This is a genomic window from Dermacoccus sp. MPR-E5 (assembly GCF_058809565.1).
Genome location: NZ_JBXASS010000011.1, coordinates 89,276 through 115,914 on the forward strand (window position 1 = coordinate 89,276; position 26,639 = coordinate 115,914).

The 26,639-nt window shown below is 68.6% G+C and carries 24 protein-coding genes and 1 pseudogene; 12 read left to right on the forward strand and 13 right to left on the reverse strand.

Features of this window, described 5'->3' with window-relative positions:
* Nucleotides 1–47 precede the first annotated feature (47 nt).
* From ureG to AC1RS9_RS10120, 5 genes and pseudogenes are all read right to left on the reverse strand, one after another.
* Entirely contained in the window at nt 48–743 is a 696-nt protein-coding gene (gene ureG, locus AC1RS9_RS10100; protein ID WP_040015085.1) for an urease accessory protein UreG, read from the reverse strand.
* A 148-nt stretch (nt 744–891) separates the two neighbouring features.
* A complete protein-coding gene (locus AC1RS9_RS10105) occupies nt 892–1,623 on the reverse strand; it encodes an urease accessory protein UreF (RefSeq protein WP_492921323.1) in 732 nt (243 codons plus the stop codon).
* 128 nt (nt 1,624–1,751) lie between these two features.
* Complete coding sequence (locus AC1RS9_RS10110) at nt 1,752–3,446, reverse strand: urease subunit alpha (protein WP_492921343.1); 1,695 nt, start codon at nt 3,444–3,446, stop codon at nt 1,752–1,754.
* Between the two features lie 174 nt (nt 3,447–3,620).
* Nucleotides 3,621–3,965 (reverse strand): annotated as a pseudogene (gene ureB / locus AC1RS9_RS10115) (urease subunit beta); the annotation flags it as partial.
* A gap of 11 nt (nt 3,966–3,976) precedes the next feature.
* On the reverse strand, nt 3,977–4,279 hold the full coding sequence (locus AC1RS9_RS10120) for an urease subunit gamma (RefSeq protein ID WP_074040951.1): 303 nt from the start codon (nt 4,277–4,279) through the stop codon (nt 3,977–3,979).
* Between the two features lie 216 nt (nt 4,280–4,495).
* Here AC1RS9_RS10120 and AC1RS9_RS10125 point away from each other — a divergent pair, with 216 nt between their 5' ends.
* Together AC1RS9_RS10125 and AC1RS9_RS10130 are read left to right on the forward strand one after the other, a co-directional pair.
* Nucleotides 4,496–5,359 (forward strand): MbnB/TglH/ChrH family RiPP precursor modification enzyme, encoded by an 864-nt coding sequence (locus AC1RS9_RS10125; protein WP_492921325.1) that lies wholly within the window; start codon nt 4,496–4,498, stop codon nt 5,357–5,359.
* Nucleotides 5,356–5,964 carry an SCO6045 C-terminal-like domain-containing protein gene (locus AC1RS9_RS10130; RefSeq protein WP_492921327.1) on the forward strand — a complete coding sequence of 203 codons (609 nt, stop codon included), beginning with the start codon at nt 5,356–5,358 and terminating at the stop codon, nt 5,962–5,964. The genes AC1RS9_RS10125 and AC1RS9_RS10130 overlap by 4 nt, the downstream gene beginning before the upstream one ends.
* A gap of 81 nt (nt 5,965–6,045) precedes the next feature.
* Here the strand turns inward: AC1RS9_RS10130 and AC1RS9_RS10135 are convergent, their stop codons facing one another.
* Nucleotides 6,046–6,498, reverse strand: coding sequence for a pyridoxamine 5'-phosphate oxidase family protein (locus tag AC1RS9_RS10135; RefSeq protein WP_492921329.1), 453 nt, complete (start codon nt 6,496–6,498; stop codon nt 6,046–6,048).
* A gap of 259 nt (nt 6,499–6,757) precedes the next feature.
* Here AC1RS9_RS10135 and AC1RS9_RS10140 point away from each other — a divergent pair, with 259 nt between their 5' ends.
* Nucleotides 6,758–6,961, forward strand: a complete 204-nt coding sequence (locus AC1RS9_RS10140) for a hypothetical protein (protein ID WP_006947152.1) — start codon at nt 6,758–6,760, stop codon at nt 6,959–6,961.
* Nucleotides 6,962–7,025: 64 nt separating this feature from the next.
* Here the strand turns inward: AC1RS9_RS10140 and AC1RS9_RS10145 are convergent, their stop codons facing one another.
* On the reverse strand, nt 7,026–8,066 hold the full coding sequence (locus AC1RS9_RS10145) for an FUSC family protein (RefSeq protein ID WP_492921331.1): 1,041 nt from the start codon (nt 8,064–8,066) through the stop codon (nt 7,026–7,028).
* Nucleotides 8,067–8,526: 460 nt separating this feature from the next.
* Here AC1RS9_RS10145 and AC1RS9_RS10150 point away from each other — a divergent pair, with 460 nt between their 5' ends.
* A complete protein-coding gene (locus AC1RS9_RS10150) occupies nt 8,527–9,078 on the forward strand; it encodes a hypothetical protein (RefSeq protein WP_006947027.1) in 552 nt (183 codons plus the stop codon).
* A 310-nt stretch (nt 9,079–9,388) separates the two neighbouring features.
* Here the strand turns inward: AC1RS9_RS10150 and AC1RS9_RS10155 are convergent, their stop codons facing one another.
* Together AC1RS9_RS10155 and AC1RS9_RS10160 are read right to left on the reverse strand one after the other, a co-directional pair.
* Nucleotides 9,389–10,777, reverse strand: coding sequence for an NAD(P)/FAD-dependent oxidoreductase (locus AC1RS9_RS10155; protein ID WP_144707997.1), 1,389 nt, complete (start codon nt 10,775–10,777; stop codon nt 9,389–9,391).
* A 218-nt stretch (nt 10,778–10,995) separates the two neighbouring features.
* A complete protein-coding gene (locus AC1RS9_RS10160) occupies nt 10,996–12,027 on the reverse strand; it encodes a PDR/VanB family oxidoreductase (RefSeq protein ID WP_074040949.1) in 1,032 nt (343 codons plus the stop codon).
* Between the two features lie 283 nt (nt 12,028–12,310).
* On the opposite strand from AC1RS9_RS10160, the gene AC1RS9_RS10165 reads away from it, so the two are divergent.
* Entirely contained in the window at nt 12,311–13,021 is a 711-nt protein-coding gene (locus AC1RS9_RS10165) for a type 1 glutamine amidotransferase (protein ID WP_074040948.1), read from the forward strand.
* Between the two features lie 224 nt (nt 13,022–13,245).
* Here AC1RS9_RS10165 and AC1RS9_RS10170 read toward each other — a convergent pair whose 3' ends face one another.
* The gene (locus AC1RS9_RS10170) at nt 13,246–14,163 is read right to left on the reverse strand and encodes a LysR family transcriptional regulator (protein WP_074040947.1); all 918 of its coding nucleotides are present in this window, start codon (nt 14,161–14,163) and stop codon (nt 13,246–13,248) included.
* Between the two features lie 160 nt (nt 14,164–14,323).
* Between AC1RS9_RS10170 and AC1RS9_RS10175 the strand changes: the two genes are divergently transcribed.
* Entirely contained in the window at nt 14,324–15,943 is a 1,620-nt protein-coding gene (locus tag AC1RS9_RS10175) for a pyridoxal phosphate-dependent decarboxylase family protein (RefSeq protein ID WP_074040946.1), read from the forward strand.
* 190 nt (nt 15,944–16,133) lie between these two features.
* Here AC1RS9_RS10175 and AC1RS9_RS10180 read toward each other — a convergent pair whose 3' ends face one another.
* On the reverse strand, nt 16,134–17,573 hold the full coding sequence (locus tag AC1RS9_RS10180) for an ATP-grasp domain-containing protein (protein ID WP_074040945.1): 1,440 nt from the start codon (nt 17,571–17,573) through the stop codon (nt 16,134–16,136).
* 230 nt (nt 17,574–17,803) lie between these two features.
* On the opposite strand from AC1RS9_RS10180, the gene AC1RS9_RS10185 reads away from it, so the two are divergent.
* Complete coding sequence (locus AC1RS9_RS10185) at nt 17,804–18,295, forward strand: hypothetical protein (protein ID WP_131940319.1); 492 nt, start codon at nt 17,804–17,806, stop codon at nt 18,293–18,295.
* A gap of 143 nt (nt 18,296–18,438) precedes the next feature.
* Here AC1RS9_RS10185 and AC1RS9_RS10190 read toward each other — a convergent pair whose 3' ends face one another.
* A complete protein-coding gene (locus tag AC1RS9_RS10190) occupies nt 18,439–19,740 on the reverse strand; it encodes a cytochrome P450 (RefSeq protein ID WP_074040944.1) in 1,302 nt (433 codons plus the stop codon).
* A 65-nt stretch (nt 19,741–19,805) separates the two neighbouring features.
* Complete coding sequence (locus AC1RS9_RS10195; protein WP_062256238.1) at nt 19,806–21,173, reverse strand: glutamine synthetase family protein; 1,368 nt, start codon at nt 21,171–21,173, stop codon at nt 19,806–19,808.
* Nucleotides 21,174–21,392: 219 nt separating this feature from the next.
* Between AC1RS9_RS10195 and AC1RS9_RS10200 the strand changes: the two genes are divergently transcribed.
* From AC1RS9_RS10200 to AC1RS9_RS10220, 5 genes are all read left to right on the forward strand, one after another.
* Nucleotides 21,393–22,202: an acetoacetate decarboxylase family protein gene (locus AC1RS9_RS10200; RefSeq protein WP_074040943.1), complete on the forward strand. Its 810-nt coding sequence runs from the start codon at nt 21,393–21,395 to the stop codon at nt 22,200–22,202.
* A 134-nt stretch (nt 22,203–22,336) separates the two neighbouring features.
* Nucleotides 22,337–23,455, forward strand: coding sequence for a GAF domain-containing protein (locus tag AC1RS9_RS10205; RefSeq protein ID WP_083603982.1), 1,119 nt, complete (start codon nt 22,337–22,339; stop codon nt 23,453–23,455).
* A 117-nt stretch (nt 23,456–23,572) separates the two neighbouring features.
* Nucleotides 23,573–25,096 carry an aldehyde dehydrogenase gene (adh, locus tag AC1RS9_RS10210; RefSeq protein ID WP_038566502.1) on the forward strand — a complete coding sequence of 508 codons (1,524 nt, stop codon included), beginning with the start codon at nt 23,573–23,575 and terminating at the stop codon, nt 25,094–25,096.
* A 48-nt stretch (nt 25,097–25,144) separates the two neighbouring features.
* On the forward strand, nt 25,145–26,188 hold the full coding sequence (adhP, locus tag AC1RS9_RS10215; RefSeq protein WP_006947064.1) for an alcohol dehydrogenase AdhP: 1,044 nt from the start codon (nt 25,145–25,147) through the stop codon (nt 26,186–26,188).
* Nucleotides 26,188–26,577: a DUF779 domain-containing protein gene (locus tag AC1RS9_RS10220; RefSeq protein ID WP_006946990.1), complete on the forward strand. Its 390-nt coding sequence runs from the start codon at nt 26,188–26,190 to the stop codon at nt 26,575–26,577. The genes adhP and AC1RS9_RS10220 overlap by 1 nt, the downstream gene beginning before the upstream one ends.
* Nucleotides 26,578–26,639 lie beyond the last annotated feature (62 nt).

Consider the following 26,639-nt stretch of genomic DNA (forward strand, 5'->3'; position numbering starts at 1 on the left):
GCGCCAGGTGGTGTTTCGGCCCCCAGGCCGCACACGGCTCGCGTCGCTCAGTGCGTGTGAGTGACGCCGTCATGCGTGTGCTCACCCTCGCTGTCGGCGTGGACATGCGGCGCCATCGGACCCGGATCCTGCGCGACGTGCCCGCCGCCTTGGTAGGCCGCGAGCACCTCGCGCACCCAGGCCGTCAATCGCTCGACGGAGGCCGCATCGGTGCGCGACAGCGCGATGACGGGGCGTCCGTCACGAGCCTCACGGCCCTGCTGCTCCATGAGCGCGGCGTCGACCCCGACATGCGGCGCAAGGTCTGTCTTGTTGACGACGAGCAGGTCGGCGCGTGCGATGCCCGGCCCGCCCTTGCGGACGACGTCACCGCCGCCGGCGACGTCGAGGACGAAGATCTGCGCGTCGGCGAGGGCTGGCGAGAACGTCGCCGTCAGGTTGTCGCCGCCCGATTCGACGAGGACGAGCTCGACGTCAGGATGATCGGCTGCGAGATCCTCGACGGCGACGAGGTTGGCGCTGACGTCATCACGGATCGCGGTGTGCGGGCATGCCCCGGTCTCGACGGCGCGAATGCGATCGACGTCGAGAACGCCTGCGGCCCTGAGCATCTGGGCGTCTTCGTCGGTGTAGATGTCGTTCGTGATGACGCCGAGCGAGATCTCCTCGCCGAGTTCGCGGCACAGCATGCCGATGAGCGAACTCTTGCCCGTACCGACCGGACCGGCCACCCCGAGCCGCATGGGGCGCCATGGATTCGGTGCCGCGTCACGGCGCGAATCGACGCCGACCGTGATCTTCTGGGACGTCGTCGCGCCCTGTCCGGCGGCGGGCGTATCGATGCCGGAGGTGGCGGTGGCTTCACTGCCGGGGCGCGAGGTCATGGCGATCTCAGACACGGAACAACTTCCTCTCGGTGGCGGCGTGAGCGGCATGCCACGCCTCGAGCTGGGGTGCGGAATGGGCTGGGATGTCGTACGGCGCGACCAGGTCGGCGCAGGCCGCGACGAGGTCGTCGAGATGGGACGCCGAATCGAGCGTCCAGGCCACGGCATCCACAGGGTCGAGCGGTACGAGCTTCAACGCGGCGGCGGTGACACTCTGGACGTCGTCATATCCGACGACGCGGGCGACGGACGCACCGTCGAGGCCCAGCTCGCCGGCGAAAGCGCCGAGGACGACGGCGCGGGCGGTGAGCGGGCGGGACAACCCCTCGAGCCACTGTGCCGCGGGGCCGTCAGGACGCAGCCGGTGCACGAGGCGCAACATCGCCCGCCCCTGGGCGATCGATGAATCACGCACCGCCGCGACGGGGTTGCGGGCCGCCCAGGCCCACGCGACGTCCTCGGACGCGAACGCGGGCTCGGGCATGGGCACGGCCGTGGCGGCATCCCCGCCTTGCGTGCAGGTGCACCCGGGTGCACCTGCACGCAGATGACGGACGGCGGCGGACGCGACGACGGCCGTTCCCGCCTCGACGCGTGCCACCGTCGCGAGGCGCATCGCGATGAAGGCGGGCACCTCGTGCACCGGCAATCCCCCGAGCAACGCCGGTTCGAGACCACCTGAGGCGGTGTAGCCGCCAACAGGCAGCCTCGAATCAGCGAGCAGCAGGCTCGCCATCCCCGCACCGTCCGTCGCCGCGTCGGGCCTCATGACGCCACCGCCCCGCCCCTGCGTGCAGCTGCACCCGGGTGCATCTGCACGCCGGACGTCGGACGTGGGAGCTGAGCCGCAGCAGGACATGGCGATCAGAAGAGCGAATACCGCTGCGCGAGCGGCAGTTCCGTCGCCGGCTGCGGGGTGACGAGCTCACCGTCGACGGCGATGGCGAACGTCTCGGGATCGATGTCGATGCGCGGTGTCGCCGAGTTGTTGATCATGTCGGCCTTCGTCACCTCGCGTGTCGGCCGCACGGCTTCCACCTCCCGCCGCAACCCGAGCGACTCCCGCAGACCATTCTCTGCAGCCGCCGGCGACACGAATGACACCGCGAGCGACGCAGCGTCGTCCGCCACGAGCGCCGGGCGCATCAGCACGGGCTGTGGCGTCGGGATCGACGCGTTCGGGTCGCCGAGGGCAGCCCACACGATGGCACCCGACTTGAGGACGACGGACGGCCGCACGCCGAAGAACTTGGGCTCCCACAGCACGAGGTCGGCCAGCTTGCCGGGCTCGATCGACCCGACGAGATGGTCGATGCCGTGCGCGACCGCCGGGTTGATCGTGTACTTCGCGACGTACCGACGGGCACGTTCGTTGTCGGCCGGCAGCGTCTCGCCGAGCGAGCCATAGCGTGACTTCATGACGTGCGCGACCTGCCAGGTGCGCGTGATGACCTCACCGATGCGACCCATCGCCTGAGCATCGGAGCTCGTCATCGACAACGCGCCGATGTCGTGGAGCAGATCTTCGGCGGCGATCGTCGTCGCCCGGATGCGCGATTCGGCGAACGCGAGATCTTCCGCCACCGCCGGGTTGAGGTGATGACACACGATGAGCATGTCGAGGTGCTCGGCGACCGTGTTGACGGTGTGCGGCAGCGTCGGGTTCGTCGAACCGGGCAGGACATTGGGGTGCGACGCGATCGACATGATGTCGGGCGCATGCCCGCCCCCGGCGCCCTCGGTGTGGAAGGCGTGGATGCTGCGCCCGCCGATGGCGCGCAGCGTCGAGTCGACGTAACCGGCTTCGTTGAGCGAGTCACTATGCAGCGCCACCTGCAGCCCGTGCTCGTCGGCCGCGCGCAGGGCAGCGTCGATGGCGGCGGGCGTCGCGCCCCAGTCCTCGTGCACCTTGTACGCTGCCGCGCCCGCGAGCGCCTGCTCGGCGAGGCCCTCGGCGCTCATGGTGTTGCCCTTGCCCATGAGCAGCAGGTTGACGGGCAGGTGATCCAAGCCGCGCAGGACGCGCCCGAGGTGCCAGGCACCGGGTGTCACCGTCGTCGCCTTCGACCCCTCGGACGGGCCGGTACCACCGCCACCGAGCGTCGTCAGACCGGTCGCGAGCGCTTCGTGCACCTGCGACGTCGACAGGAAGTGCACATGCATGTCGATGCCACCGGCGGTGAGGATCTTGCCCTCCCCCGCGATGACGTCGGTGCCCGGGCCGATGTGGAGATCCGGGTGCACGCCGTCCGCGACATCGGGGTTGCCGGAGCGGCCCAGCGCGACGATGCGCCCGTCACGGATGCCGACGTCGGCGCGCACCACACCCCAGTGGTCGAGGACGACGACGTTCGTGATGACGGTGTCGAGCGCCCCGCCCGCGCGGGTCGTGAGGCCCTGCGCCATCGACTCGCGGATCGACTTGCCCCCACCGAAGACGGCTTCCTCGCCGCCGACGGTGTGGTCGTGCTCGACCTCGATCCACAGGTCGGTGTCGCCGAGACGAATCTGGTCACCCGTCGTCGGACCGTAGAGCGCGGCGTAGGCGTCACGTGTGATGGTCGTCGGTTCGGACGGCCGTGGGCGGACAGCCGGCACCTCGGGGTGGGACGTCGTTCCGTGCGGGGCCGTCGCACCGGGCCCGAGGTCGTCGTGTGACTCGTCGGCCCCACCTGCGTCAGCCTGCGAAGTGTCTCCGAAAGACGCGGCCGTGTCGCGGATCTGCAGTCCCGGCACACGCCGCTCGCCCCGCAACGCGACGAGCGCCACCTCGCGGCTGACGCCCGGTTCGAAGCGCACCGACGTGCCGCTCGGGATGTCGAGGCGGTAGCCCTGCGTCAGCTCGCGGTCGAATGCGAGCGCCGCGTTGGCAGCGGGCAGATGCAGGTGCGAGCCGATCTGGATCGGCCGGTCGCCCGTGTTCTCGACGACGACGCGCAGCCGTTCGTTCACTGAACGATCGGTGTTGAGCGAGATGTGCCCCGGGGCGACGCGGATGGCGCCAGGAGCGCTCGTGGCCCCGGGGGTTGCTGGGTCGTCGGCTGCGTCCTGCGGCCGACGGCCTGAGTTCGCTGTCATGGCTCGTTCCTTCAGGCGATCGGGTGATGGAGGGTGACGAGCTTGCGGCCATCGGGAAAGGTGGCCTCGACCTGGATGTCGGGGATCATCTCGGCGACGCCCGGCATCACCTGCTCACGTGTCAACACCTCGCGTCCGGCGCTCATCAACTCTTCGACACTGCGACCCTCGCGGGCACGTTCGATGACCCACGTCGACAGCAGCGCGACGGACTCGGGGTGATTGAGCAGCACGCCGCGCTCGAGTCGATCACGCGCCACCATTCCCGCGACGGACAAGAGCAGCTTCTCGGTGTCGGCGGGCGTCAGATGCATGGCAGGAGGTTAGCGAGGCGATGTTTCGCCGGTGTTTCGCCGGTCCTGGCGGAGGGGAGGTGACCACGAATCGCCGCGAGTACGGCGGGCCGGAGCCACAGCTGCGCGAGAAATACACATCTGCCCGAGGAATGTGCGTCATATAGCTCGAGCAGATGCACAAGAGTCGAGCAGGTGACGTCACGCCACACCTGTCGGTGCGGCATCATGCGAGACATGAGCATCACGACGTCCGACGCAACACGGCCCGCACCGGCCACGTCGATGCCTGCGGGCGTCGGCATCGGATGGCGCCCCGAGATCGCGGACGTCCTCGCCGCCCAACCTGGGTTGACGTGGGTCGAAGTGGTCGCCGAATCCGTCATGCACGGCATGCCGCCAGCCCTGAGGCAGCTGCGCGAGCGCGGCGTCACCGTCGTCCCGCACGGGGTGAAGGTCGGGCTCGGTGACGCCGAGGGCCTCGACGTCGATCGCGTCGCGCACTTCGTCGGGACGGCCGCCATCACGGGCGCGCCGCTCGTCAGTGAGCACATCTCGTTCGTGCGGGCGGGTGGTGTCGAGGTCGGCCACCTGACGCCGCTGCCGCGCACGCGCGCCGCCGTCGACGTGATGGTGCGAAACGTCCGCAGCGTCCAGGCCGAGCTCGACGTCCCGCTCGCGCTCGAATGCGTCGCGGCGCTCTTCACCTACCCCGAGGACGAGATGAGCGAGGCACAGTTCGTCGCCGAGATCATCGAACGCACCGACGCGCTGCTGCTGCTCGACATCGCGAACGTCTACGCCAACGCCCGCAACCACGGGGGCAATGCGCTCGGGACTGCCCTCGCGATGCCCCTCGAACGGCTCGCGTACATGCACGTCGCGGGTGGGGTCGAGAACGACGGGATCTACCACGACACGCATGCGGCCGCGGTGAATCCCGAAGTGCTGCACCTCATCTCGGAGCTCTCGCGACGCACGACATTCCCGGCCGCGATGCTCGAACGCGACGGCGACTACCCGCCTGCCGAGGAGTTGCTCACGGAGCTCGACGCCATCGCCGACGCCGCCGGCATGCCGCGCGTCACGGCCGCGCAATGACGATCCACCGCGCATCGTCGCCGGCCGGGCACAGCGACAGTTCGACGTCCGCGCCCGAATTGGCCGACGAGGGGGGCCGCCCCCACGAGTTCGACGGCGGGACGGAGGCCGCGTCCCCCATGGATTCTGCGTCGGATGAACACGCTGATCTCGCCGCACGCCAGGCGCAGATCGTGGCAGCGTTGACGGGGTTGGCGTCCGCCCCGGCCGGCTTCGACGCTCGTCATCTCGACGTCGCGCGACGAGCGCTGCTGCGCAAGCGAGCGAACGAGCTGCAGTTCGTGTGGCCGATCCTCATCGTGTCACTCGGCCCGCGATTGCACCCGTTGTTCGCCGCGTTCGCTCGTGAGCGTCCGACACGTGGCTCGCGCGCCGACGGTCACGCGTTCGCGCAATGGTTGCGCCGACGCGGCGACCTCCCCCTCGCCGCCAACCTCGAACTGGCCGAGGCACGCCTGTTCTGGACGTTTCCGACCGACACGTCCGGCATGCCAACAGCGCCGGTGCGGCGCACGTCCCGCGTCGCCGTCGAACGGTTTCCCGGCGGCATGCTCGTGCGCCGCGGCCGTCGCGTGACGACGCTCGGACGCCCGTCTGAACGGTAGGCACCGACCTGAACGATAGACACCGACACAGAACCGTTCGCGGTCGACGCCCGCTGGACGTAGACGGAAATCGCAGTGGGGTCAGGGCTGCATGTGGCGCCAGGGCTTGGAGAGCTGGAAATGTCGGCCGGTGATCTCGTTCACGGTGATGCGGACGATCGTGTGTTTCTCCGTCGGCACCCAGGGGCGCAGCGGCAACTGTTCCGCACGAGCCTTTTCGGCGCCCTCGAGCACCTCAGCGCGTCCTCGGACGATGACGCTCGACGCCTCGCCGTCGCCGAACCGTCCACTGCCGTTGAGGTCGTCGACCTCGAACGCGACGTCGGAGTTCATCGTCACCCCGAGCAGTTTGCTGCCCTCGGCCGTGCGGAAGAAGATCGCTCCCGCGTCGCTGACGTAGTTGATCGGGACGATCTGCGCCTCACCGACGAGCGTGTATGCCAGTCGCCCGAACGAGTGCTGCGCCAGGAACGCCCAGCACTCGTCCTCGGCGAGGGCGTTGATGACGTCGTGGTCGGCCTGGAAGTCGGGCATGGTGGTCTCCTTCGGGCGGGCGTGTCCTCGTGCCGTTCTCGACATCACCAGCTTGCCGCGTCGAAGCCGCCGATGGGGCAAGACGCGTCCGGGCCCTTCGTCCCTGCCCGCTCGCCCCGTTCCCGCACTTCGACGAGCCACGTCCGCTCCTCACTTTCTTCGGCAACGACCGCTTCTCGACGGGAGGGGCGCATGCCTCGCCGCGTCAGGGCCAGCGCGATTACCCTGGGAGGAGCGACGGGACGAGGGAGGAAAGCACATGCTGGCCGCAGTGTTGCTCATGATCGTCTCGGGTGTGCTCATGGTCGCGATCGTCGCGTTCCTGCTCATCATCAACACCCGCATCGAACGGCAGCAGCGCGAACGCTACTTCGGCGACATCAGCCACGTCCGCATCCCCGACAACGCCCGAGAACTGTCGAAGCCGGCGAAACGCCCCAAACCGCCCTATCGCCCCTTCTGACGGCGATGCACCTCACCCATCTGCGATCTTCGTCCACATTCGGCTCCGCCCGCCCCAGGCACCGTCAGTGCGCGGGGTCGCGCACGACCAGCAGGACGACGAGGGCGACGCCGCAGCCGATGAGCGTCTCGACCGCGCGGTCGACGAGTAGCGGCCCGACGGGCACCTCGTGCACGATCTGCCCCATCATCAGCGCGAGCGGCGTGATGCACAGCAGCGCGAGCGCGTAGTTGCGGCCCACGAGCAGTTCGGCGCCCACCTGCAGCGCCGCGATGACGAGCACCGCCGCGAAACCCTGGGGGTGCCACGGCAGGATGGCGGCCGCCGCGAGCACGCCGAACAGCGTGCCGACGAACCGCTGACCACCGCGGATCATGCGCGCCCGGTGCGTCGCGCCAGACAATCCCGCGACGGCGGCAACCATCGCCCAATAGGGATGCGAGCCGCCGTACTGCGTCCCGATCAGCTTGCCGACGACGCCCGCCGCGCCCACCGCGATGACGAACCGGGCGAGGTGCACGCGCGTCCCCTCAGCCTGCCACGCCTCACGGATCCTGGCCCGCGGCAACGGAATCCAACGACGTTCCCCCGTCTCGCGCAACAGGCCGACACGTCCGATGAGCACCGAGAACGCAGCCGACGCCGCGGAGACGAAAAAGCCGACGGCGACGTTCGACGCCGCCGCGGGCAGCGTCGCGCAGACGGTGAACGCGAACACGACGAACAATGGCCCCGGCGGGTGCCAGCGGAAGGCGTCCGACAACAACGACGCCGCCGCGGCGACGAGCGCACCGGCGGCGATGAGCCACCACTGGTGATGCGGCAGTAGCCCGACGGCGCATCCGAGCGTCACCGCCATGACGAGGACGCCGGCGATCGTCATCTGCAACGCCGTGCGTTGCGCATGCGGCGCGGCGCGTCCGTAGAGGGACGTGAATGCCCCGAAGGCCGCGAAAGCCGACCAGTCGAGGTGTCCGGTCACCGTCAGCAGAGTGAGCGGGACGAAGACCGAAACGCCGGCCCGCGCCGCCACCCGGTGAGCACCCGCGTGCGGGCCGAAGCGGAAGAACTCCTGGAGAAAACTGGGATGGGCAGGCGTCGTCACCACGCCATCCTAGAAGCCGTGCCCGCAGCAGCCGGATGCGCCGCGTTTGGACGCCACAGCCACAACTCGTCACCACCCAGGCAGAGCTCCTTCCACCCCATCCATCCTCATGACGACGACACGGCTCGTCGGGGCGACGAGCGACCGCCTCCAGCTCCCTTCCGCCGCGCGACGCTGGGGTCACGACCCCGACACCGCGGTTGGTCATCACCCCTCGAGCCCACACCGCTCTCAGACTCGACCATCGTGTGAGATGGTTCACGCAGCGCCCGAGCAACCTCATGACACTCTCCAGCCATGACGGGGCGTTCGAGGTCTATTCTTACGCCCCCTCACCCCGCGGGGGCTGTACCCGTCTGCGTCAACCGCCTACTGTGAGCAGCAAGCTGGGCGGCGCCGTCGCCCCCACCATCCGGAGCGACGCTCGCCCGGATCGGCCAGATCTGCACAAGGAGTTGCCATGTTCGCTCTCGCCGTCCTGCTGCTCATCGCCGCAGCAGCCCTCGTCCTGTGGGTCCTCTTCGGGCTCAACGGAGAGAACAACAACGACGTCCACTTCCACGGTTTCGGCATCGACGCCAACCTCACGCCGCTCACCGTGTTCCTCCTCGGCGCCCTGACGCTACTGCTCGTGTGGGCCGCGACGCGCCTGATCGCCGCCGGCACGAAGCGCAAGTACCGCCAGCACAAGGAGACGAAGGAGCTCAAGAAGGAGCACCAGCTCAGCGAGAAGCAGCGCCTCGAGGCCGAGCGCGAGCGTGAGCGCCTCGCCGCCGAGCGCGACAAGGAGCACGATCTGCGCGAGACCGCCGAGGCCCGCCAGCGCGTCGCGCAGCGCGACGTCGAGCGCTACCCCGAGGACCACCGCACCACCGAGCACATCAGCACGGAGCGTGTCGGCACCGAACGCGCAGCCGAGGGTCGTCGCGCGGGCGAGGGCGACGTCATCGGCAACCGTGTCGACGGTGTCGTCGACGAGCGCGCCACCGACGGGCGCCACTACCGCAACTGATCTCACCGCGACGACGGTCTGCGTCACCGACCGGATCGCGCCGCCCATGACGAAGGCGCCGCACCCCAGCGAGGGTGCGGCGCCTTCATCGTTCTCGACGCTCGTGACGCCGGAACCCATCGCCCCGGCGCCCTCCACGTCAGGCCACTCAGACCGCCACGTCAGGCCACTCAGACACGGCCGTTGCGGCCGGGCCCGCCCGTCAGCCTCACCCAGCTGGCGGGGCGCCACCCATCACACACGACAGCGCGCGTGCTCCGCGGGCAGAAACGCAGAACCACGCGCGCTGACGGCGACGTCGGGCGTCAGCTCACTTGGCGGCCTCGACGTGCTTCGGCTCCTTCTTCGGCGCCGGCTTCGAGTTGGCGGCGTCGACGAACGCGTGGCGCGGCGTCTCGAGGTCCATGAGGGCGCTGGCGTCGCGGCCGAACATCATGCCGACGGCCCAGTTGCCGAGGATGCGTGCCTTACGCTCGAGTGTCGGCATCGCGTACGCGTGGTAGCCGCGGTGCATCATCCACGCCGGCAGGCCGCGCAGGCCGTACTTGCCGACCTGGGCGACGCCCTTGCCGACGCCGAGCCCGGCGACGGAGCCGATCGTCTTGTGCTTGTACTGCTTCATCTCGCCGCCGCCGCGAATCGTCGTCAGGATGTTCGCGGCGAGGACGGGCGCGTGACGCAGCGCGTGCTGGGCGTTCGGCACGCAGAACCCGCCGGGGCCCATGCCCGTGACATCGGGGACGGCGGCGTTGTCGCCGGCACCCCAGGCGCCCTCGACGACGTTGCCCTCGTCGTCACGCACACGCAGGTCGGTGCCGACCATGAGACGGCCGCGGTCGTCGATCGGTAGGTCGGAGTCGACGAGGACGGGATTGGCCTTGACGCCCGCATTCCACACGATCGTGTCGGCGTCGAACTCCTCACCAGTCGACAAGACGATGTGCTTGTTCTCGCAGCTCTTGAGCTGCGTGTCGAGGTAGACGTCGACGCCGCGCTCGCGCAGGGAGGCGACAACCCACTTCGCCTGCTCCTCGCTGACCTCCGGCATGACGCGGCTCATGGCCTCGACGAGCACGAAGCGCGGGTCTTCGGGCGACAGACGCGTGTAGTGCTTGATGGCGTCCTTCACCATGTCTTGGATCTCGGCGATCGCCTCGATGCCGGCGAACCCGCCGCCGACGAAGACGAACGTCAGCGCACGCTTGCGCTCCTCGGGATCGGTGAGGACGGCGGCCTCGTCGAGGCGCGCGAGGACGTGGTCACGCAGCGTGACGGCTTCCTCGATCGTCTTGAAACCGATGCCCTCCTCGGCGAGGCCGGGGATCGGCAGCGCGCGCGGCACGGAGCCGGCGGCCATGACGATGTGGTCGTACTCGAGCGTGAAGTCGTCACCGAGCTCGGGGTCGACGTTGACCGTGCGGTTCGCGTGGTCGATCGACGTCACCTTGCCGGTGATGATCTCCGCACCCTTGAGGTGACGGCGCAGCGGCACGAGCGCGTGACGCGCCTCGATCGAACCGGCGGCGACCTCCGGCAGGAAGGGCTGGTACGTCATGTAGGGGTTCGGGTCGACGACCGTCACCGAACCTTCGCCGTCCTTGAGGGAGGCGAGCAGCTTCTTGGTGGTGATGAAACCCAGGTACCCGCCGCCGACGACGAGGATGCGCGGACGCACGTTGGTGTTCTGCGTGAAAGCCATGCAACAACTCTAGAACCGCCGAGTACGTTCGGCGAAACGCTGACCAAACGACTGATGTTACCGGACAGTAAGGCGCAGCGGGGGTCTGTGAGCCGCGCGACTTTCCAGAGCCCCTCCTCTTTCTGCGCGCAAGTGCACCTGGGTGCACTTGCACGCAGAAAGAGGGGCCCGCGCGTCAGGTCCTGAGCATCGACATCCTGAGCATCGACAATCGAGCATCAGAGCTCGAGCGTCAGTTCCTTGCCCTTGCAGCGGCTCACGCAGATCATCATGATGTCGCCCTCTTCACGCTCGTCGTCCTCGAGCACGGAGTCGCGGTGGTCGATCTCGCCGGCGATGACGCCCGTCTCGCACGTGCCGCAGATGCCTTCGAGGCAGGAGCCGAGGACGCTGACACCGGCCTCGCGCACGACCTCGAAGATCGACCTGTCGGCGGGCACGGTGAGGCGCATGTCGGATTCTTCGAGGATGACGTCGAACTCGGTGTTGCCCGAGTCGTCGATCTCCTTGGGGCTGAAGCGTTCGACGTGCGCGACGAGGTTGGCGCGGCTCTTGCACCCGTCCTCGATCGCCGCGAGCAGACGCTCCGGCCCGCACGAGTAGACGAGCGCGGGGCCCGCAGCGTCGGCGTCGGCGAGGGTGGCGGCGAGGTCGAAAGCACCCTTGTCGGCCTTGGGCCAGAACGTCACCCTGTCACCGAAGGAGGCGAGTTCGTCGCGGAAGGCCATCGTCGCCCCGCTGCGCCCGAGGTAGTACAGGTGCCAGTTCTTGCCCTGCGCCTGCGCGGCGCGCACCATCGTCAGGATCGGGGTGATGCCGATGCCGCCCGCGACGAAGACGTACGTCGGCGCCTTGCGCAGTTCGAAGTGGTTGCGTGGGCCGTAGCTGACGAGTTCGTCGCCGACCTTCAGCGTTTCGTGGATGTAGGAGGAACCGCCTCGCGATTCGCTCTCGCGCAGGACGGCGACCTGGAAGCGGCTGCGGTCGGCCGGGTCGCCGCACAGCGAGTACTGACGGATGAGTTCGTCGAACGGGTCGTGCTCGGGCAGGTCGCCCTGCTCGGCGTCCTTCAACTCGGCGTCGCTCACGCCGCCGAGGACGAGGTCGAGGTGCGCTCCGGGGGCCCACTCGGGCAGGTCTGCGCCGTCGGCGGCGCGCAGCGTCAGGAGGCGGACGCCGTCGGCGGCGTCGTCGATCCCGTCGACGACGAGAAGCGTCTTCGCCTCGGGCTGAGTCGATTCCGAAACCATGCCTGTCTCCTTCACTGGGCACAGCGCGCCGTCTCGCCCCCCCTGGCGTGCACGTGCACCCGGGTGCATCTGCACGCAGGGAGGCGAGGCAGGACGCGATGTTGTTCGGGTGCGAACGAGTTGTCAGTCTACGCATGTTCGTGACGGGTGCGTGACCCAGGAAACATTCCATCGCCGCAAAGTCTTTCGGGGGCGAACGATCTGGCCTAGCGTGGGAGCACGCCGCCCCATCGCCCCCGCCTGACGCCTCGATCGTCGTGCGGGCCGTCGCCAGGAGTTCATCATGACCAAGCGTGTCCTCATCGTCCAGCACGACCACTGTTCGCCCCCCGGCGCCGTCGCGGATCGCTTTCGCGAGTGCGGTTACGAGGAGACGCTCTTCCAGGTCGTGCCGGAGAAGGATTTCGAGAACCCGGGCGTCGACGTCGAGTTTCCCGACGTGCGCGAGTTCGACGCGCTCGTCGTCATGGGCTCGTACTGGTCGGCGTGGGACGACGAGATGATCGGCTCATGGTTGGCGCCCGAGATGCAGCTGCTGCGCGACGCGGACACCGCGGGCGTCCCCGTCCTCGGCATCTGCTTCGGCGGGCAGCTTCTGGCGCGCACGCACGGCGGCTCGGTCGGGCGCGCGCCCGAACCGGAGATCGGGTTCGTCGAGGTGAGCAGCGAACGCGAGGACATGGTGCCCGGTGGCAAGTGGTTCGCCTGGCACTACGACCGCTGGCAGGTGCCGCCGGACGCCGTCGAATTCGCGCGCAACGACATGGCGTCGCAGGGTTTCGTGCTGCGCAAGAACCTCGCCGTGCAGTTCCATCCCGAACTCTCCAGCGAGATGCTGACGGGCTGGTGCGACAACGGCGGACGCGAGATGCTCGCCTCCCTCGGGCGCGACGCCGACGCCGAGATCGCTGCCGCGAAGGAATGGGATGACGAGGGACGCCGCCGCGCCGGCGTCCTCGTCGACGGGTTCCTGGAGCAGGTCGCCGCGAGCTGATGAGCGCTGACCTATTCGAACGCGAGGTTCGGCGCCACATGGCGCCGGCTGACGCCCGAGTTCTCGAAGAGACCGACGTAAGAGACGACCTCGACCCCCTGGTCGGCTGGAGCGCGGAGCATTTCGACAGCCTCGACTGACGCGGGCGTCAACGTTGCCCGGATCCGCATCACGGTCGACGCGTTCTCGGGCGATGTTCACGCCCGATCAGGCGGACGCGCCTTTCAGGACGTGAGGTCGTCGCGGTAGAGCCGCGCACAGAAGTCACGCAGCTCGGCGGCGAGGGCGGCGATCTCGTCGACGGCGTGATGCGTCGGCGTCCACGCGGCGTGCAGCGGCATCGTCAGCACCGAGCCGTTGGCGTCACGCACGCGGCGCGGGATGAGCCCGAACCGGGTGTCGTTCGTCAGCACCGCGACGCCGCGCCCCGAGGCCGCGAGCGCCTGGGCGGCTTCCGGCGAGTCGACCTCCTGCACGTGCTGTGGCGCGAGGCCCGCCTCGGCGAACGCGCGCGTCAACACCTGGCTGACGGGGTGTCGGCCCGGCAGCATGACGAGCGGGTCGACGCGTGCGAGCGCCTCGAGACTCACCGAGCGGTCACGCTCGGCGCCCTCACCATCGAGCACGCCCCGGGCGCCGACGTACGCGCGCACCGGCAACTCGGCGATCAGCATCGACGCCACCTCCGGCGGCGGAACGGCTGGTGCGACGACGATGTCCGCGCCCTCCCCGAGCGCCGCGAAGACCTCACTCGTCGAGCGGCTGACGACGTTGACCTCCGGCGCCAACGCACCCCGCGCCGGGCCCGCCGCGAGGAACGGTGCGATGACGTCGCTGAGCGTCGTGCTCGGCGCGGCGATCGTCAACGACGTGAGCCTCCCGGACGCGAGAAACGCCGCAGTGCGCTTGAGCGTCGCCTCCTGTTCGAGCAGGCCGCGGGCCAGCACGAGCAGTTCGGCCCCGGCCGCTGTCAGCCGCACCCCACCCTCGGAACGGACGAGCAACTCGACCCCCAGCTCGCGTTCGAGCGCCCGCAACTGCCGCGAAACCGCAGGCTGGCTGACGTGCGACGCCGCGGACCCCGCCGTCACCGATCCGGCGTCGGCGACCGCGACGAAGTAGCGCAGGACTCGCAGCTCCACGACGGGCGACCTTCCGATGAGGCCATGCCTAGAAGGCATGGCAGAGAGTGAGAACAGGTATCGAGGAGCCTAGCCCCATCTCGTCGATTTCACGTGGCCCACGTCACAGAATGTGCAGGGCACCACTGCCTGACATCACGCGCGAGCATCGGAGACGACCATGACGATCACCCCGCCTGACGGCGCCACAGCTGCTGCCGGCGTGCCCGGGCTGTCGGCCGACGCGATGCCGCAGCTGACCGAATACCTCGGCGAGGCAACGCGATTCATCACGGAGTGGATGAACGAGTACGGCCCTTCCACCCCGCATCCGGCGCAGAGCGTCGAGCACGCGCAGTTCAAGGCGGCATTCGACGAACTGACGTCGCGTCTGAGCGTCAACTACCCGTTCTTCCACCCTCGCTACGTCGGGCAGATGTTGAAGCCGCCGCACCCGGCGGCCGTCGTCGGGTATCTCACGACGATGCTCATCAACCCCAACAACCACGACCTCGACGCCGGCGCCGCGACGACGCGCATGGAGGTCGAGGCGGTCGATGAGATTGCGCGCATGTTCGGGTGCACCGCTCGTCGAACTGCGAGTGAGGACACGAGCGACGCGAGGCCCGGAGCGAGCAGCCGAGACGAGCCAGAGGAATGTGGTGACGGGAACCGACTCTGCCACCTCGGCCACCTGACGACCTCGGGCACCGTCGCGAACCTGGAGGCGCTGTTCGTGGCGCGGGAGACGCATCCGCGCAAGGCGATCGCGCACAGCGCTGACGCGCACTACACGCATGGGCGCATGAGCCACCTGCTCAACGTGCCGTCGGTGTCGATCCCGACCGACAGCCGCGGACGCATGGATCTTGACGCGCTCGAGTGGTTCCTCAAGGGCGGCGGCATCGGCACCGTCGTCATGACGGCCGGGACGACGGGGCTCGGCGCCGTCGATCCGATCGACAAGGCGATTCCGCTGTGCCGCAAGTACGGCGTCCGCGTCCACGTCGACGCCGCGTACGGTGGGTTCTTCCGCCTCCTCGCCGACGACGACTCCCTGCTCGCGCCCGAGGTGGCGGCGGCGTTCCGCGCGATCGACGAGGCCGAATCCGTCGTCATCGACCCGCACAAGCACGGCCTTCAGCCGTACGGCTGCGGCGCGGTGATCTTCAAGGATCCGAACGTCGCGAACTTCTACGACCACACCTCGCCGTACACGTACTTCACGACGGGCGACGACATCCACATGGGCGAGATCTCGCTCGAGTGCTCGCGCTCCGGTGCGTCGGCGGCCGCGTTGTGGATGACGCTGCAGCTGCTGCCGTTGACGCGTGAGGGCATGGGTGAGGTCGTCGCGCCGGGGCGTCGCGCTGCGCTTGCGTGGGCCGAGAAGTTGCGCGCGTCCGACGTGTTCGAGCTGTATCAAGAGCCCGACCTCGACATCGTCAGCTACTTCCCGATCGGCGACTCGCTCACCGACATCGACCGTCGCTCCGGCGCGATCCTCACCGCCGGCATGAACGCCCCACGCGACGAGTCGCTGTTCGTCGCGACGTACCAGGTGGACGCCGACGACATGGCCGCGCGCGGGCACGTCATCGACGAGCGCAGCGCCGGGTCGGCGCAGGAGGGCGAACCCCTCGTCGGCGCGCGCATCCTGCGCAGCGTGACGATGAAGCCCGAGACCGAACCCGTCATCGACCAGATCCACGCGGCTGCCGAGGCCCTCGCCCGACAGGCCGCCACGGCCGAACGCGACGCTCCCCTGCCCGACGAAGAGGTCGCCGAGCCTGGCATCTGACGCATCGCCGGGCCCGTCACACGCGCGTACGGCCAGGTGAGTCACGAAGTGCCGGGTGAGTCATGTGAAAGCGACTCACCCTGCACTTCGTGACTCACCTGCGTCCTGGATAGCCGCCGCGAACACCCGGGCCGACGCCTCGAGACCGTGCGCCCGAGGTACGCGCCGCCGGGACGAACAGTGCCTTTCGTCAGCGCACCTGCGGTTGAGCGACGAGGTCGCCATATTTGGTGCCCCAAAGGCGGTCAGCCAGTTCATAGGCCGCGAGCGCCCAGGGGGCCAGTCGTTCACCCTGCTCGATGTCGAGGGGAGTGAAACGCACGAGCGCGCCCATCGACGCCGGTCCGATCTCGAGCTGCCCCGTCGCCCCGGCCTCGTCGGCGACGACCTGGAGCGCGCCACGCACGTCATCGGTGACGAGCGCGTCGGGCCCCGGGTGACCGCAGACATGGACGGTGGTCGTCTTTGCGGCCTGCACGGCCTCCGTCGCCAGGTAGGCAGAGCCGATTCGCGCCGCGCCGCACGCCTCGACAACGAGGTCTTCGAACTGCGTCACCGCCAGAGGCAGCGTGCCGTGGATGAGCAAGTGCTGGTGCGTGTCGAGCAACGAGAACCGCTCGAGACCCTTGCCGAGCGTTGAGATGCCGCCGCTGTGACGCGGATTGAGCTCATGGGGGATGAAACCCTCAGCGGTGAGGATGCCGTCGATGCCGAAGGAGCCGCGGTAGTGATGGCGCCGCGCGAGCACTTCGCCGACGGCGCGGGCGGTGGCGCGCATCTGATCGCGATCAGCCGGCGCCGGATCCCACCACGAAGAGATGCCCGCCTGACGAAAGCGATCGCTGCCGTGGGGCTGCAGCATCACCAGTTCCACCGGCCGGAGGACGGCGACGCCGTCGTCAGCGACCTGGCCGTGGATGGAGCAGGGCACACCTTCGAGGTAGGGCATGAGACGCAGCCGCTCGGCATGGGGCGCGAGCGCTTCGTATGCGGCCGCGCCGTCGTCCGTGACGTGCCGCACCAGCACCGCGCCACCGTTGAGACCCTCGCTCGCGTCAGCCGACCAGACCGTTCCGACACCGCGATCGAGACGCGCGGCGGCCCCTCGCACCTCGTCGAGGCGTGCTGGGACGACCTCTTCGGGCGCATGCGGGACGCCTGCCGCCTCCCACAGCTCGCGGCTGAGCGTCTTGTCTTCCAACCGCTCCTGCGTCTCGCTGCGCGCGCCGTAGGTGCCTCGCCCGTAGAACGAATCAGCGCCGAGAGCGAGCGCGACGATGACGACAGCCCTCGCCTCGGGGTCGAACGCGTCGAGCACCGCGCCCACCCCGTCGTCTGACTCCCGCAGAAGGTGCTGCCAGGCGCGTACCTCATCGACCACGTCATGCACCGGGCTCATCGCCAAGCGGTGAACCGTGATCCGATCTGGCTCGGGCAGCGGGCCGGTGCCGTCGCCCCACGTGATCACGAGGATGCGCGCGGCACCGTTCTCGCGGGCCTGCACGACGTGACGGGTCGCGCTTGCCAGGACGGGTGCGAGGATGACGACCGGGCGCCCCTCGATGTCGTCACGCCGGCGCGCCGCGAGGTGCTTGCTCAGGCGCTGCAGAGGGTCCGGGCTGGTGTCCATACCCGATCGTAGGGCGGTTCGTGGCCACCGTTCGACCGATTTTCTCACGCGGCGCCATGGCCTGAGGCCGCGCAGCGCACCCCGCGATGGCACCCCGGCGCGGGACACCCGCGCTGCGTGCCGGCACCACGGCAAGACGCCGTATGCGAGCGAGTCGAAGATTCGGGCGGAGGGTGAATCACCCCGCGCCGGGTCATGTCGTTCTATCGCACGCCCCGTAGGCTGGGGGCATGGCTATGAACACGGCGTTCGCCGTCCTTCCCGGCATGACGATCGACGAGCTTCCCAGCGGCATCCTCGACGCGACGACCGACTACGTCACGGGTGAGGAAGCCATCTCGAACGCCCTGCCGGCCGGTTACGTCGGCGCCTTCACAGCGCGCACGAACGACGAGCGCGACGCCGTCGTCCTCGTCGGCTACGAGCTGATGCTGCAGCCCGACCTCATCCCAGACATCGCCGACGAAGCCGTCACCGCCGTCTTCGCGGGCGGCTCGAAGACGTGGCTGCTCATCATCGACGCCGGCGAGTCGAGCCGCATGCTGTCGCTCGACGACGCGCAGATCACCGCCGAGGACGGCGAGCCCGTCGAGGGAGAGCCGACGTCCGTCATCGACGGTGACCCCGAGAAGACGCTCAAGAAGGCGGTCGGCGACCTCACAGGCGTCAGCCTCGACGCCGTCATCGCCGACAAGGGCCTGCTCGTCATCGTCGAGGACTGACGCTTCGGGTGGCCGCGCGAACCGACCGACCACGTCGACATCGCGTTCGCCGCTGCCCACGCAGCAAGGCGGGTAACTCACGGGTAGGCGCGAAGTTCCGCGCCAACCCGTGAGTTACCCGCCACCGTGCGTCATTCGCCGCGTCAGTTGGCCCACTGGACACGAACCGGGAGCTTCTTCACCCCGTTGACGAAGTTCGAGCGCACGCGCTTGACGTCGCCGGCAAGCTCGATCGAGTCGATGCGCGGCAGCAGCTCCTCGAGCAGCAGACGAATCTCGAGGCGCGCGAGGTTGTTGCCGAGGCACAGGTGCGGTGAGCCCTTGCCGAACGTCATGTGATCGACGTTCTTGCGCGTCACGTCGATCTTGTACGGCTCGGGGAAGACGTCTTCGTCGCGGTTGCCGGAAGCGAACCACATGACGACCTTGTCGCCGGCCTTGATCTGCTTGCCGCCGAGCTCGACGTCCTTCGTCGCCGTCCGACGGAAGTGGTAGACGGGCGACGCCCAGCGCAGCAGCTCCTCGAGGCCCGACTCGATGAGCGACGGGTCGTCCTTCATCGCCTTGAACTGATCGGGCTGCGCGATGAGGCCGAGCGTGATCTGGCTGATCGCGTGACGCGTCGTCTCGTTGCCGGCGATGACGAGCAGCGAGAAGTAGTTGTTGAAGTCCTGGTCGGTGAGCGAAACCCCGTCCTCGGGCATCTTGTTCGCGAGGATCGAGACGAGGTCCTTGCCGTCGCCACCGACGCGCTTGTCGCGCAGGTCGCGGCCGTAGTCCCACACGTCCTGAACCGTCGGCGAACGGAACGGCAGGTGACGGTACTTCTCCGACTCGGGCGAGTCGAGCAGGTGCTCGGTGTAATCGGGGTCGGTGTTCGCGACCATCTCGTTGCCCCACTGGATGAGCTGGCCCGTGTGCTCACGCGGCACGTCGAGCAGACGCGCGAGCACCTGGATCGGGAAGTCCGCGGAGATCTTCTCGACGAAGTCGAACTCGCCGTTCGGCGACGCCTTCTTCGCCTCGTCGACGGTGTTCTTCGTCAGCTCGCGCAGGAACGCCTCGTAGTTCTTCAGCAGGTTGCGCGGCGAGAACTCGCGCTGGATGAGCTTGCGCAGCGCGGCGTGACGGGCGCCGTCCGTCTCGAGGATGGAGCGGCGGAAATCCATGAGGTCGTCGTCGACGTCCTCGAGGTTGACGAACTGCTCCGACGTGAACGTCTCGGAATCCTTGTCGACGGCCCAGATGTCGTCGTACTTCGTGACGGCCCAGAAGCCCTTGCCGTCGCTCTCCTGGGTCCAGTGCACCGGGTCGGCGTGACGCAACGCGTCGAACTGCGCCCATCCCTCGTTGTCGCGGAAGCGGTCGATGTTGGACAAGTCGACGTCGGCGACGTCGAACGCGGCGTCGGCCTTGGGAGCTGCGCCCTGGTCGATGATGGTCATGTCGTCTCTCCTCGTTCAGCAGGAAAATCGGGAAGGGTGCGCGAAGCGCCTGGCCGCGGGCGCGATCACAGGTGGTAGGTGTACTCGCGGAACTCCCAGTCGGTGATGAAGCTGTTGAAGCGCTCGATCTCGTTGCGCTTGTAGGCGAGGAACGTCGCGACGAACTGCTCGCCGAGCACCTCACGCATCTCGGTGTCCGCCTCGAGCGCGTCGAGTGCGGCGCACAGCGACGACGGCAGCATCGGCGAACGTTCCGGGTCGTAGCCGTAGCCGACGAGCGGCTCGCCGGGGTCGATCTCGTCACGGATGCCGAGGTAGGCAGCGGCCAGCGTCGCCGCCGTCAGCAGGTACGGGTTGGCCGACGCGTCGCCGAGGCGCAGTTCGAGACGCGATGCGGAGCCGCGCTCCGGCGGGATGCGCACCATCGCGCTGCGGTTGTCGAGACCCCAGTCGATGAGCCACGGCGCGAGCGTGTCGGGCCCGAACCGCTTGTACGAGTTGATCGTCGGGTTTGCGAGCGCCGTCAGCGCCGGCGCATGCTTGAGGATGCCGCCGATCGCGTGGTGCGCGACCTTCGACAGGCCGTGCTCGCCGTTCGGGTCGTCGAACAGGTGGTTGCCGTCGGCGTCCTGCGTCGAGAAGTGCAGGTGGAAACCGGAACCACCCTCGTCGTTGAACGGCTTCGCCATGAACGTCGCGAGCTTGCCGCGCGCCCGCGCCATCTCCTTGACGGCGGCCTTGAAGCGGAACGCGCGGTCGGAGGCGTCCATCGCGTCGGAGTGCCACAGGTTGATCTCGAACTGCCCGCTCGAGAACTCGTGGTTCGCGGCGACGACCTCGATGTCGTACTCGCCGAGCTGACGCAGCGTCTGCAGCAACACGTTCTCCGGGTCACCACGCAGGCCGCTGACGTAGACGTTGCCGCTCATCTCGCCGTAGCGCGACCAGCCGGAATCGGAGTTCTCGTCCTCCTGCAGCACGTAGAACTCGAGCTCGGGCCCGCAGATCGGCGTGCCGGCGATCGAGGAGAACTTCTCGATGACGTTCTTCAGCACGTAGCGCGGGCTCTCGGCTGACGGCGAGCCGTCGGGGTTGAAGACGTCGGCGATGACGTGTGCGACGCCCGGCTCCCACGGCACGCGCGTCAGCGTCTCGATGTCGGGGCGCGCGACGATGTCCGGCAGGCCGGCGGCGAGCCCACCCTCGATGTCGACGACGTCGCCCATCGGCGTCGTGCCGTACACGCTGCGGCAGAACGCAACGCCGTGCCCCGTCGTGCGTTCGAAGCGGTTGACGAGCAGGTCCTTGCTGCGGTCGGTGCCGATGATGTCGGAGTAGCCGAGGCGGATGACGTCGATGCCCTCCGCCCGACACTTCGCCATGGCCTCGGCCACGGCCCCCGGCTCGCTCGACTTGCTCCCTGAGTTCGTCATGCCTCGTCGCCTCTCACGCCGTTGTGAGCGAACCTCGACGGTTGCCGGGTCGGGGTGCGCACGTTTCGTTCGGGTCCGAACATACCGTGTGACTCACGCCACACAAACCCTCATGATCGGATAGCCTAGCGCGTGTCGTACGGATACGAACGATTTACGGCGAAGGAACTTCGACGCCCTCGCCGCGCGCACACGCGCCGATACCGAAAGGGCTCTGCCATGAGCGAATCCCCCGAACTCAAGGGTTTCTTCTACCCGCGCACCGTCGGCGGCACGTCGGGCATCATCCCGTCACCGCCGTGGTACTACTCGGGCGACCTGCTCACCGTCGAGTACCGCACGAACCCCGAGCGCGTACGCGAACTGCTGCCCGAACCGCTGGAGCTCGCCGACGAGGACCCGGGCGCCGTCGCGCTCATCTGGGCCGACTGGCAGTCGTGCAGCTCGTCGCGCGAGGAGCTGCTCGACCCGGTGCGCGCGCAGTACAAGGAGGCGTTCGTCGTCGTGCGCTGCTCCTACGAGGGCCGCACGTTCAGCCGCTGCGTCTACATCTGGGTCGACAAGGACTTCGCCATCGGCCGCGGCCTGCACCAGGGCTACCCGAAGAAGCTCGGCTCGATGTGGCAGACGCGCCCGCACCCCTTCAGCCAGGGCGCGCCGCAGATCGCGGAGGGCGGAATGTTCGGCGCGACGCTCGCGGCGGGCGACCGTCGCCTCGCCGAGGCGGTGCTGACGCTGCGCGAACCGTCCGAGACGAGCGGCTTCGTCAACGGCCACCCGATGGCCCACCACCGCATCTACCCCGACATCGCGCGCGGCGCTACGGGTGACGCCTACAGCGAGCTGATCTCCTCGGGCGCGTCGGAGTTCGAGGGTGGCCAGGCGTGGAAGGGTGACGTCGACCTGCGCCTGTTCGAATCGCCCACGGAGGAACTCGCCGCCCTGGAGGTCGACGAGATCATCGGCGGCTACTACCGGCAGATCGGCGTCGTCTGGAACGGCGGCGAGACGCTCGAACGTCTCGTGTGAGCCAGGCGGCCGCGAAGGGCGGCAGCCTGCGTCGCAGATGAGTTCGTGGACACACGGCACGCAGCGTCACGCCGCCGACCCACCCCACCCCGGACGGGTGTAGTGTGATTTGGGTCACTACGAGAGGGGAAGGGATGCGGCACAAATCCCGTCCACAGGGTTGCGCCTGCGGGTGCGGCCCCGGCTGCGTCCACGCTCGGCTCGCCGACGCGATCCCCCTCGTCAGTTCGCTGTTGAGCGCGACGGCACGCGACGAGGGTCTCGTCATCGCCATCGCGGACCGCGAGGCACGCCTGCACTACGTCGACGGAGACTCCCGCGCCCGCAGCCGCGCCGAGAGCATCGGCTTCACCGCGGGGGCGAACTGGTCGGAGGCGCAGGTCGGCACGAACGCGCCGGGCCGAGCTGTGGCCCGCGGCGAGGCGGTCTCGATCCATCGCGAGGAGCACACGCGCCCGGACGTCCACCCGTTCAGCTGCTCCGCGGCGCCGCTCGTCGACCCCGTCACCGGCGAGGTGCTCGGCGCTCTCGACGTGACGGGAGGTGACGCTGCGGCAGACCGGCGCACCCTCGCACTCGTGCAGGCCACCGCGGCCGCGGCCGCTCGTGAACTTCGCCTCGCCGGGGTGCCGGTCGCCCCTCCACCGCACACGAGCGCGCGGCTGCGTCTCGTCCACCACGGCCGCCCCTGCATCGAAACGGGTACGGCCACCCACGCACTCACCGACCGCCACGCCGAACTCCTCGCGACACTCGCGCTCGAACCCCAAGGCCTCAGCGCCGACGAGATCGGGGCCCTCGTCTACCCGGACGGCACGCCGCCCGCCACCATCCGCGGCGAGTTGCTGCGGCTTCGTCGACGGCTCGACACGATTCCCGGCGCGCCGAACCTCGAAAGCCGCCCCTACCGCCTCACGGGGCCACTGCTCATCGACGCCGTCCAGGTCACGGAGCATCTGCGTCGCGGCGAGCACGACGAAGCCCTCGAGCTGTATCGCGGAGCCTCGCTGACGCGCAGCGAGGCGGAGCCCGTCGTCGACCTGCTGCGTTCGACGTCCGGGTCGCTACGCGAAGCGATGCTCAGTGACGCCACTCCCGAGACCCTTCTGCGCTACCTCGACCTGCCCGAGGCCGCCGATGACGTCGAGTCGTGGCACATGGCACTCACCGTCCTGCCACCGCGCGCGCCACAGCGGGCCATCGTTCTCACGCATCTCGAACAGCTCGACACTCGCCTGCGCCAGGCGAACTGACGCCCGCAGAGCGCGTTGCACGGGCAGTGCAACGTTGATGCAACGCAGCCCTTCGTAACGTGACGCACATCACGCAACCCCGCGTCACACCCGCGGGCTCAGGGAAAGGAAGCTGCGATGACGGTCTACGCCAACCCGGGAACCGAGGGCTCCAAGGTCGAGTTCAAGAAGCGCTACGAGCACTTCATCGGCGGCGAATGGGTCGCGCCGAAGAAGGGGCAGTACTTCGAGAACCCCACCCCGGTCACCGGCAAGACGTTCTGCGAGGTGGGCCGCGGCACCGCCGAGGACATCGAGGCCGCCCTCGACGCGGCATGGGCGGCGGCACCGACGTGGAACAAGACCTCGCCCGCGGAGCGGGCACTCATCCTCAACCGGATCGCCGACCGGATGGAGGAGAACCTCGAGAAGATCGCCGTCGCGGAGACGTGGGACAACGGCAAGCCGGTGCGCGAGACGCTCAACGCCGACATCCCCCTCGCGATCGACCACTTCCGCTACTTCGCCGGTGCCATCCGCGCGCAGGAAGGCAGCCTCTCGCAGATCGACGAGGACACCGTCGCTTACCACTTCCACGAGCCGCTCGGCGTCGTCGGGCAGATCATCCCGTGGAACTTCCCCATCCTCATGGCCGTGTGGAAGCTCGCGCCGGCGCTGGCGGCCGGCAACTGCGTCGTCCTCAAGCCCGCCGAGCAGACGCCCGCGTCGATCATGGTGCTCATCGAACTGATCGAGGACCTCCTCCCCGCAGGAGTCGTCAACGTCGTCAACGGGTTCGGCGTCGAGGCCGGCGCGCCGCTCGCGTCGAACAAGCGCATCCGCAAGATCGCGTTCACGGGTGAGACGACGACCGGCCGCCTCATCATGCAGTACGCCTCGGAGAACCTCATCCCGGTGACGCTCGAGCTCGGCGGCAAGAGCCCCAACATCTTCTTCGAGGACATCGCGCAGGCCGACGACGCGTTCTACGACAAGGCGCAGGAGGGCTTCACCCTCTTCGCTCTCAACCAGGGCGAGGTGTGCACCTGCCCGTCACGCGCGCTCGTCCAGGAGTCGATCTACGAGCAGTTCATGGCCGACGTCGTCGAGCGCACGAAGAAGATCAAGGCCGGTAACCCGCTCGACGACTCGACGATGATCGGTGCGCAGGCCTCCAACGACCAGTTGCAGAAGATCCTGTCCTACCTCGACATCGGCCAGAAGGAAGGCGCGAAGGTGCTCACCGGTGGTCGGCAGGCCGAGTTGGACGGCGATCTGGGCGGCGGCTTCTACGTCGAGCCGACCATCTTCGAGGGCACGAACAACATGCGGATCTTCCAGGAGGAGATCTTCGGGCCGGTCGTGTCCGTGGCGAAGTTCGGCACGTACGACGAGGCACTGAAGATCGCGAACGACACCCTCTACGGCCTCGGCGCCGGTGTGTGGTCCCGCAACGGCAACACCGCCTACCGCGCGGGCCGCGACATCCAGGCGGGCCGCGTGTGGGTGAACAACTACCACAACTACCCGGCCCACGCCGCGTTCGGCGGCTACAAGAGCTCCGGCATCGGGCGGGAGAACCACCTCATGATGCTCGACCACTACCAGCAGACGAAGAACCTCCTCGTCTCCTACTCGGAGAACAAGCTCGGCTTCTTCTGAGCCGACCCGCATCACGGATCAGATCGCAACCACACGAAGGGAAGAGTCATGAGCACCATGCAAGCTGCAGTCGTGGACGTCTTCGGCGAAGACCTGAACGTCAAGGATGTGGAACTGCCGGAACCCGGGCCGGGTCAAGCGCTCGTCAAGCTGATCGCATCGGGTGTGTGCCACACCGACCTGCACGCCAAGGACGGTGACTGGCCGGTCAAGCCCGAACCGCCGTTCATCCCCGGCCACGAGGGAGTCGGCGTCGTCGAGAAACTCGGCGAGGGCGTCACCGAACTCGCCGTCGGCGACATGGTGGGCAACGCCTGGCTCGCCTCCGCGTGCGGCACGTGTGAACACTGCCGCAACGGCTGGGAGACGCTGTGCGAGGAGCAGACCAACGGCGGGTACAGCGTCAACGGCTCGTTCGGGCAGTACATGCTCGTCGACGCCACGTTCGCCGCTCGCATCCCCGAGGGCGCGGACCCCCACGAGATCGCTCCCGTGCTGTGCGCCGGCGTCACCGTGTACAAGGGTCTGAAGGTGACGGAGGTGCGCCCCGGGCAGTGGGTCGTCATCTCCGGCATCGGCGGGCTGGGGCACATCGCCGTCCAGTACGCCAAGGCCATGGGCATGCGGATCGTCGCCGTGGACGTCGCCGACGACAAGTTGGAGCTCGCGAAGAAGCACGGCGCGGAGGTCACGGTGAACGCCGCGGTCGAGGACCCGACGCAGGCCGTCCTCGACGCCACAGGCGGTGGCGCCCACGGCGTCCTCGTCACGGCGGTGCACCCCAAGGCGTTCGGCCAGGCCATCGGCATGGCGCGTCGCGGGGGAACCATCGTGTTCAACGGTCTTCCTCCGGGTGATTTCCCGGCGCCGATCTTCGACGTCGTCCTCAAGGGCCTGACGATCCGCGGATCGATCGTCGGCACCCGGCAGGACATGGTCGAGGCGCTCGACTTCTACGCCCGAGGCCTCATCCACCCGACGTTCAGCAAGCGGAACCTCGACGACATCAACGCGGTGTTCGACGAGATGCACCACGGCAAGATCGACGGGCGCGTCGTCATCGACTACACGACGGAGCGCGAGGACAAGTGATGAACCTCGAGTCACGAGCCGGTGTGGCCGGAGAGACCGTCAGCCGGGTCGCCCTGACGCCGGACGCCGTCGCTCTGCTGCACCAGCTCGTGGCCGAGCACGGTCGTCTCATGTTCCACCAGTCCGGCGGGTGCTGTGACGGGTCGACCCCGATGTGTTACCCGGCAGGACAGTTCCGCACGGGTCAGGCCGACGTCCTGCTCGGCACGTTCACGCTCCCGGACGTGGCAGGCGACGATGCCGAGTTGGAGTTCTGGATGAGCCGGGAACAGTTCGAGACGTGGAAGCACACTCACCTCACCGTCGACGCCATCGACGGACGCGGCGGAGGCTTCTCCCTCGAGGCGCCCGAGGGCAAACGCTTCCTCATTCGCTCCGATCTGATGTGAGAGAACCTCGCGCGGCCGGGGGCACGGTGGACGTCATCCACGTCTGTTCGGATCCGAAAGAT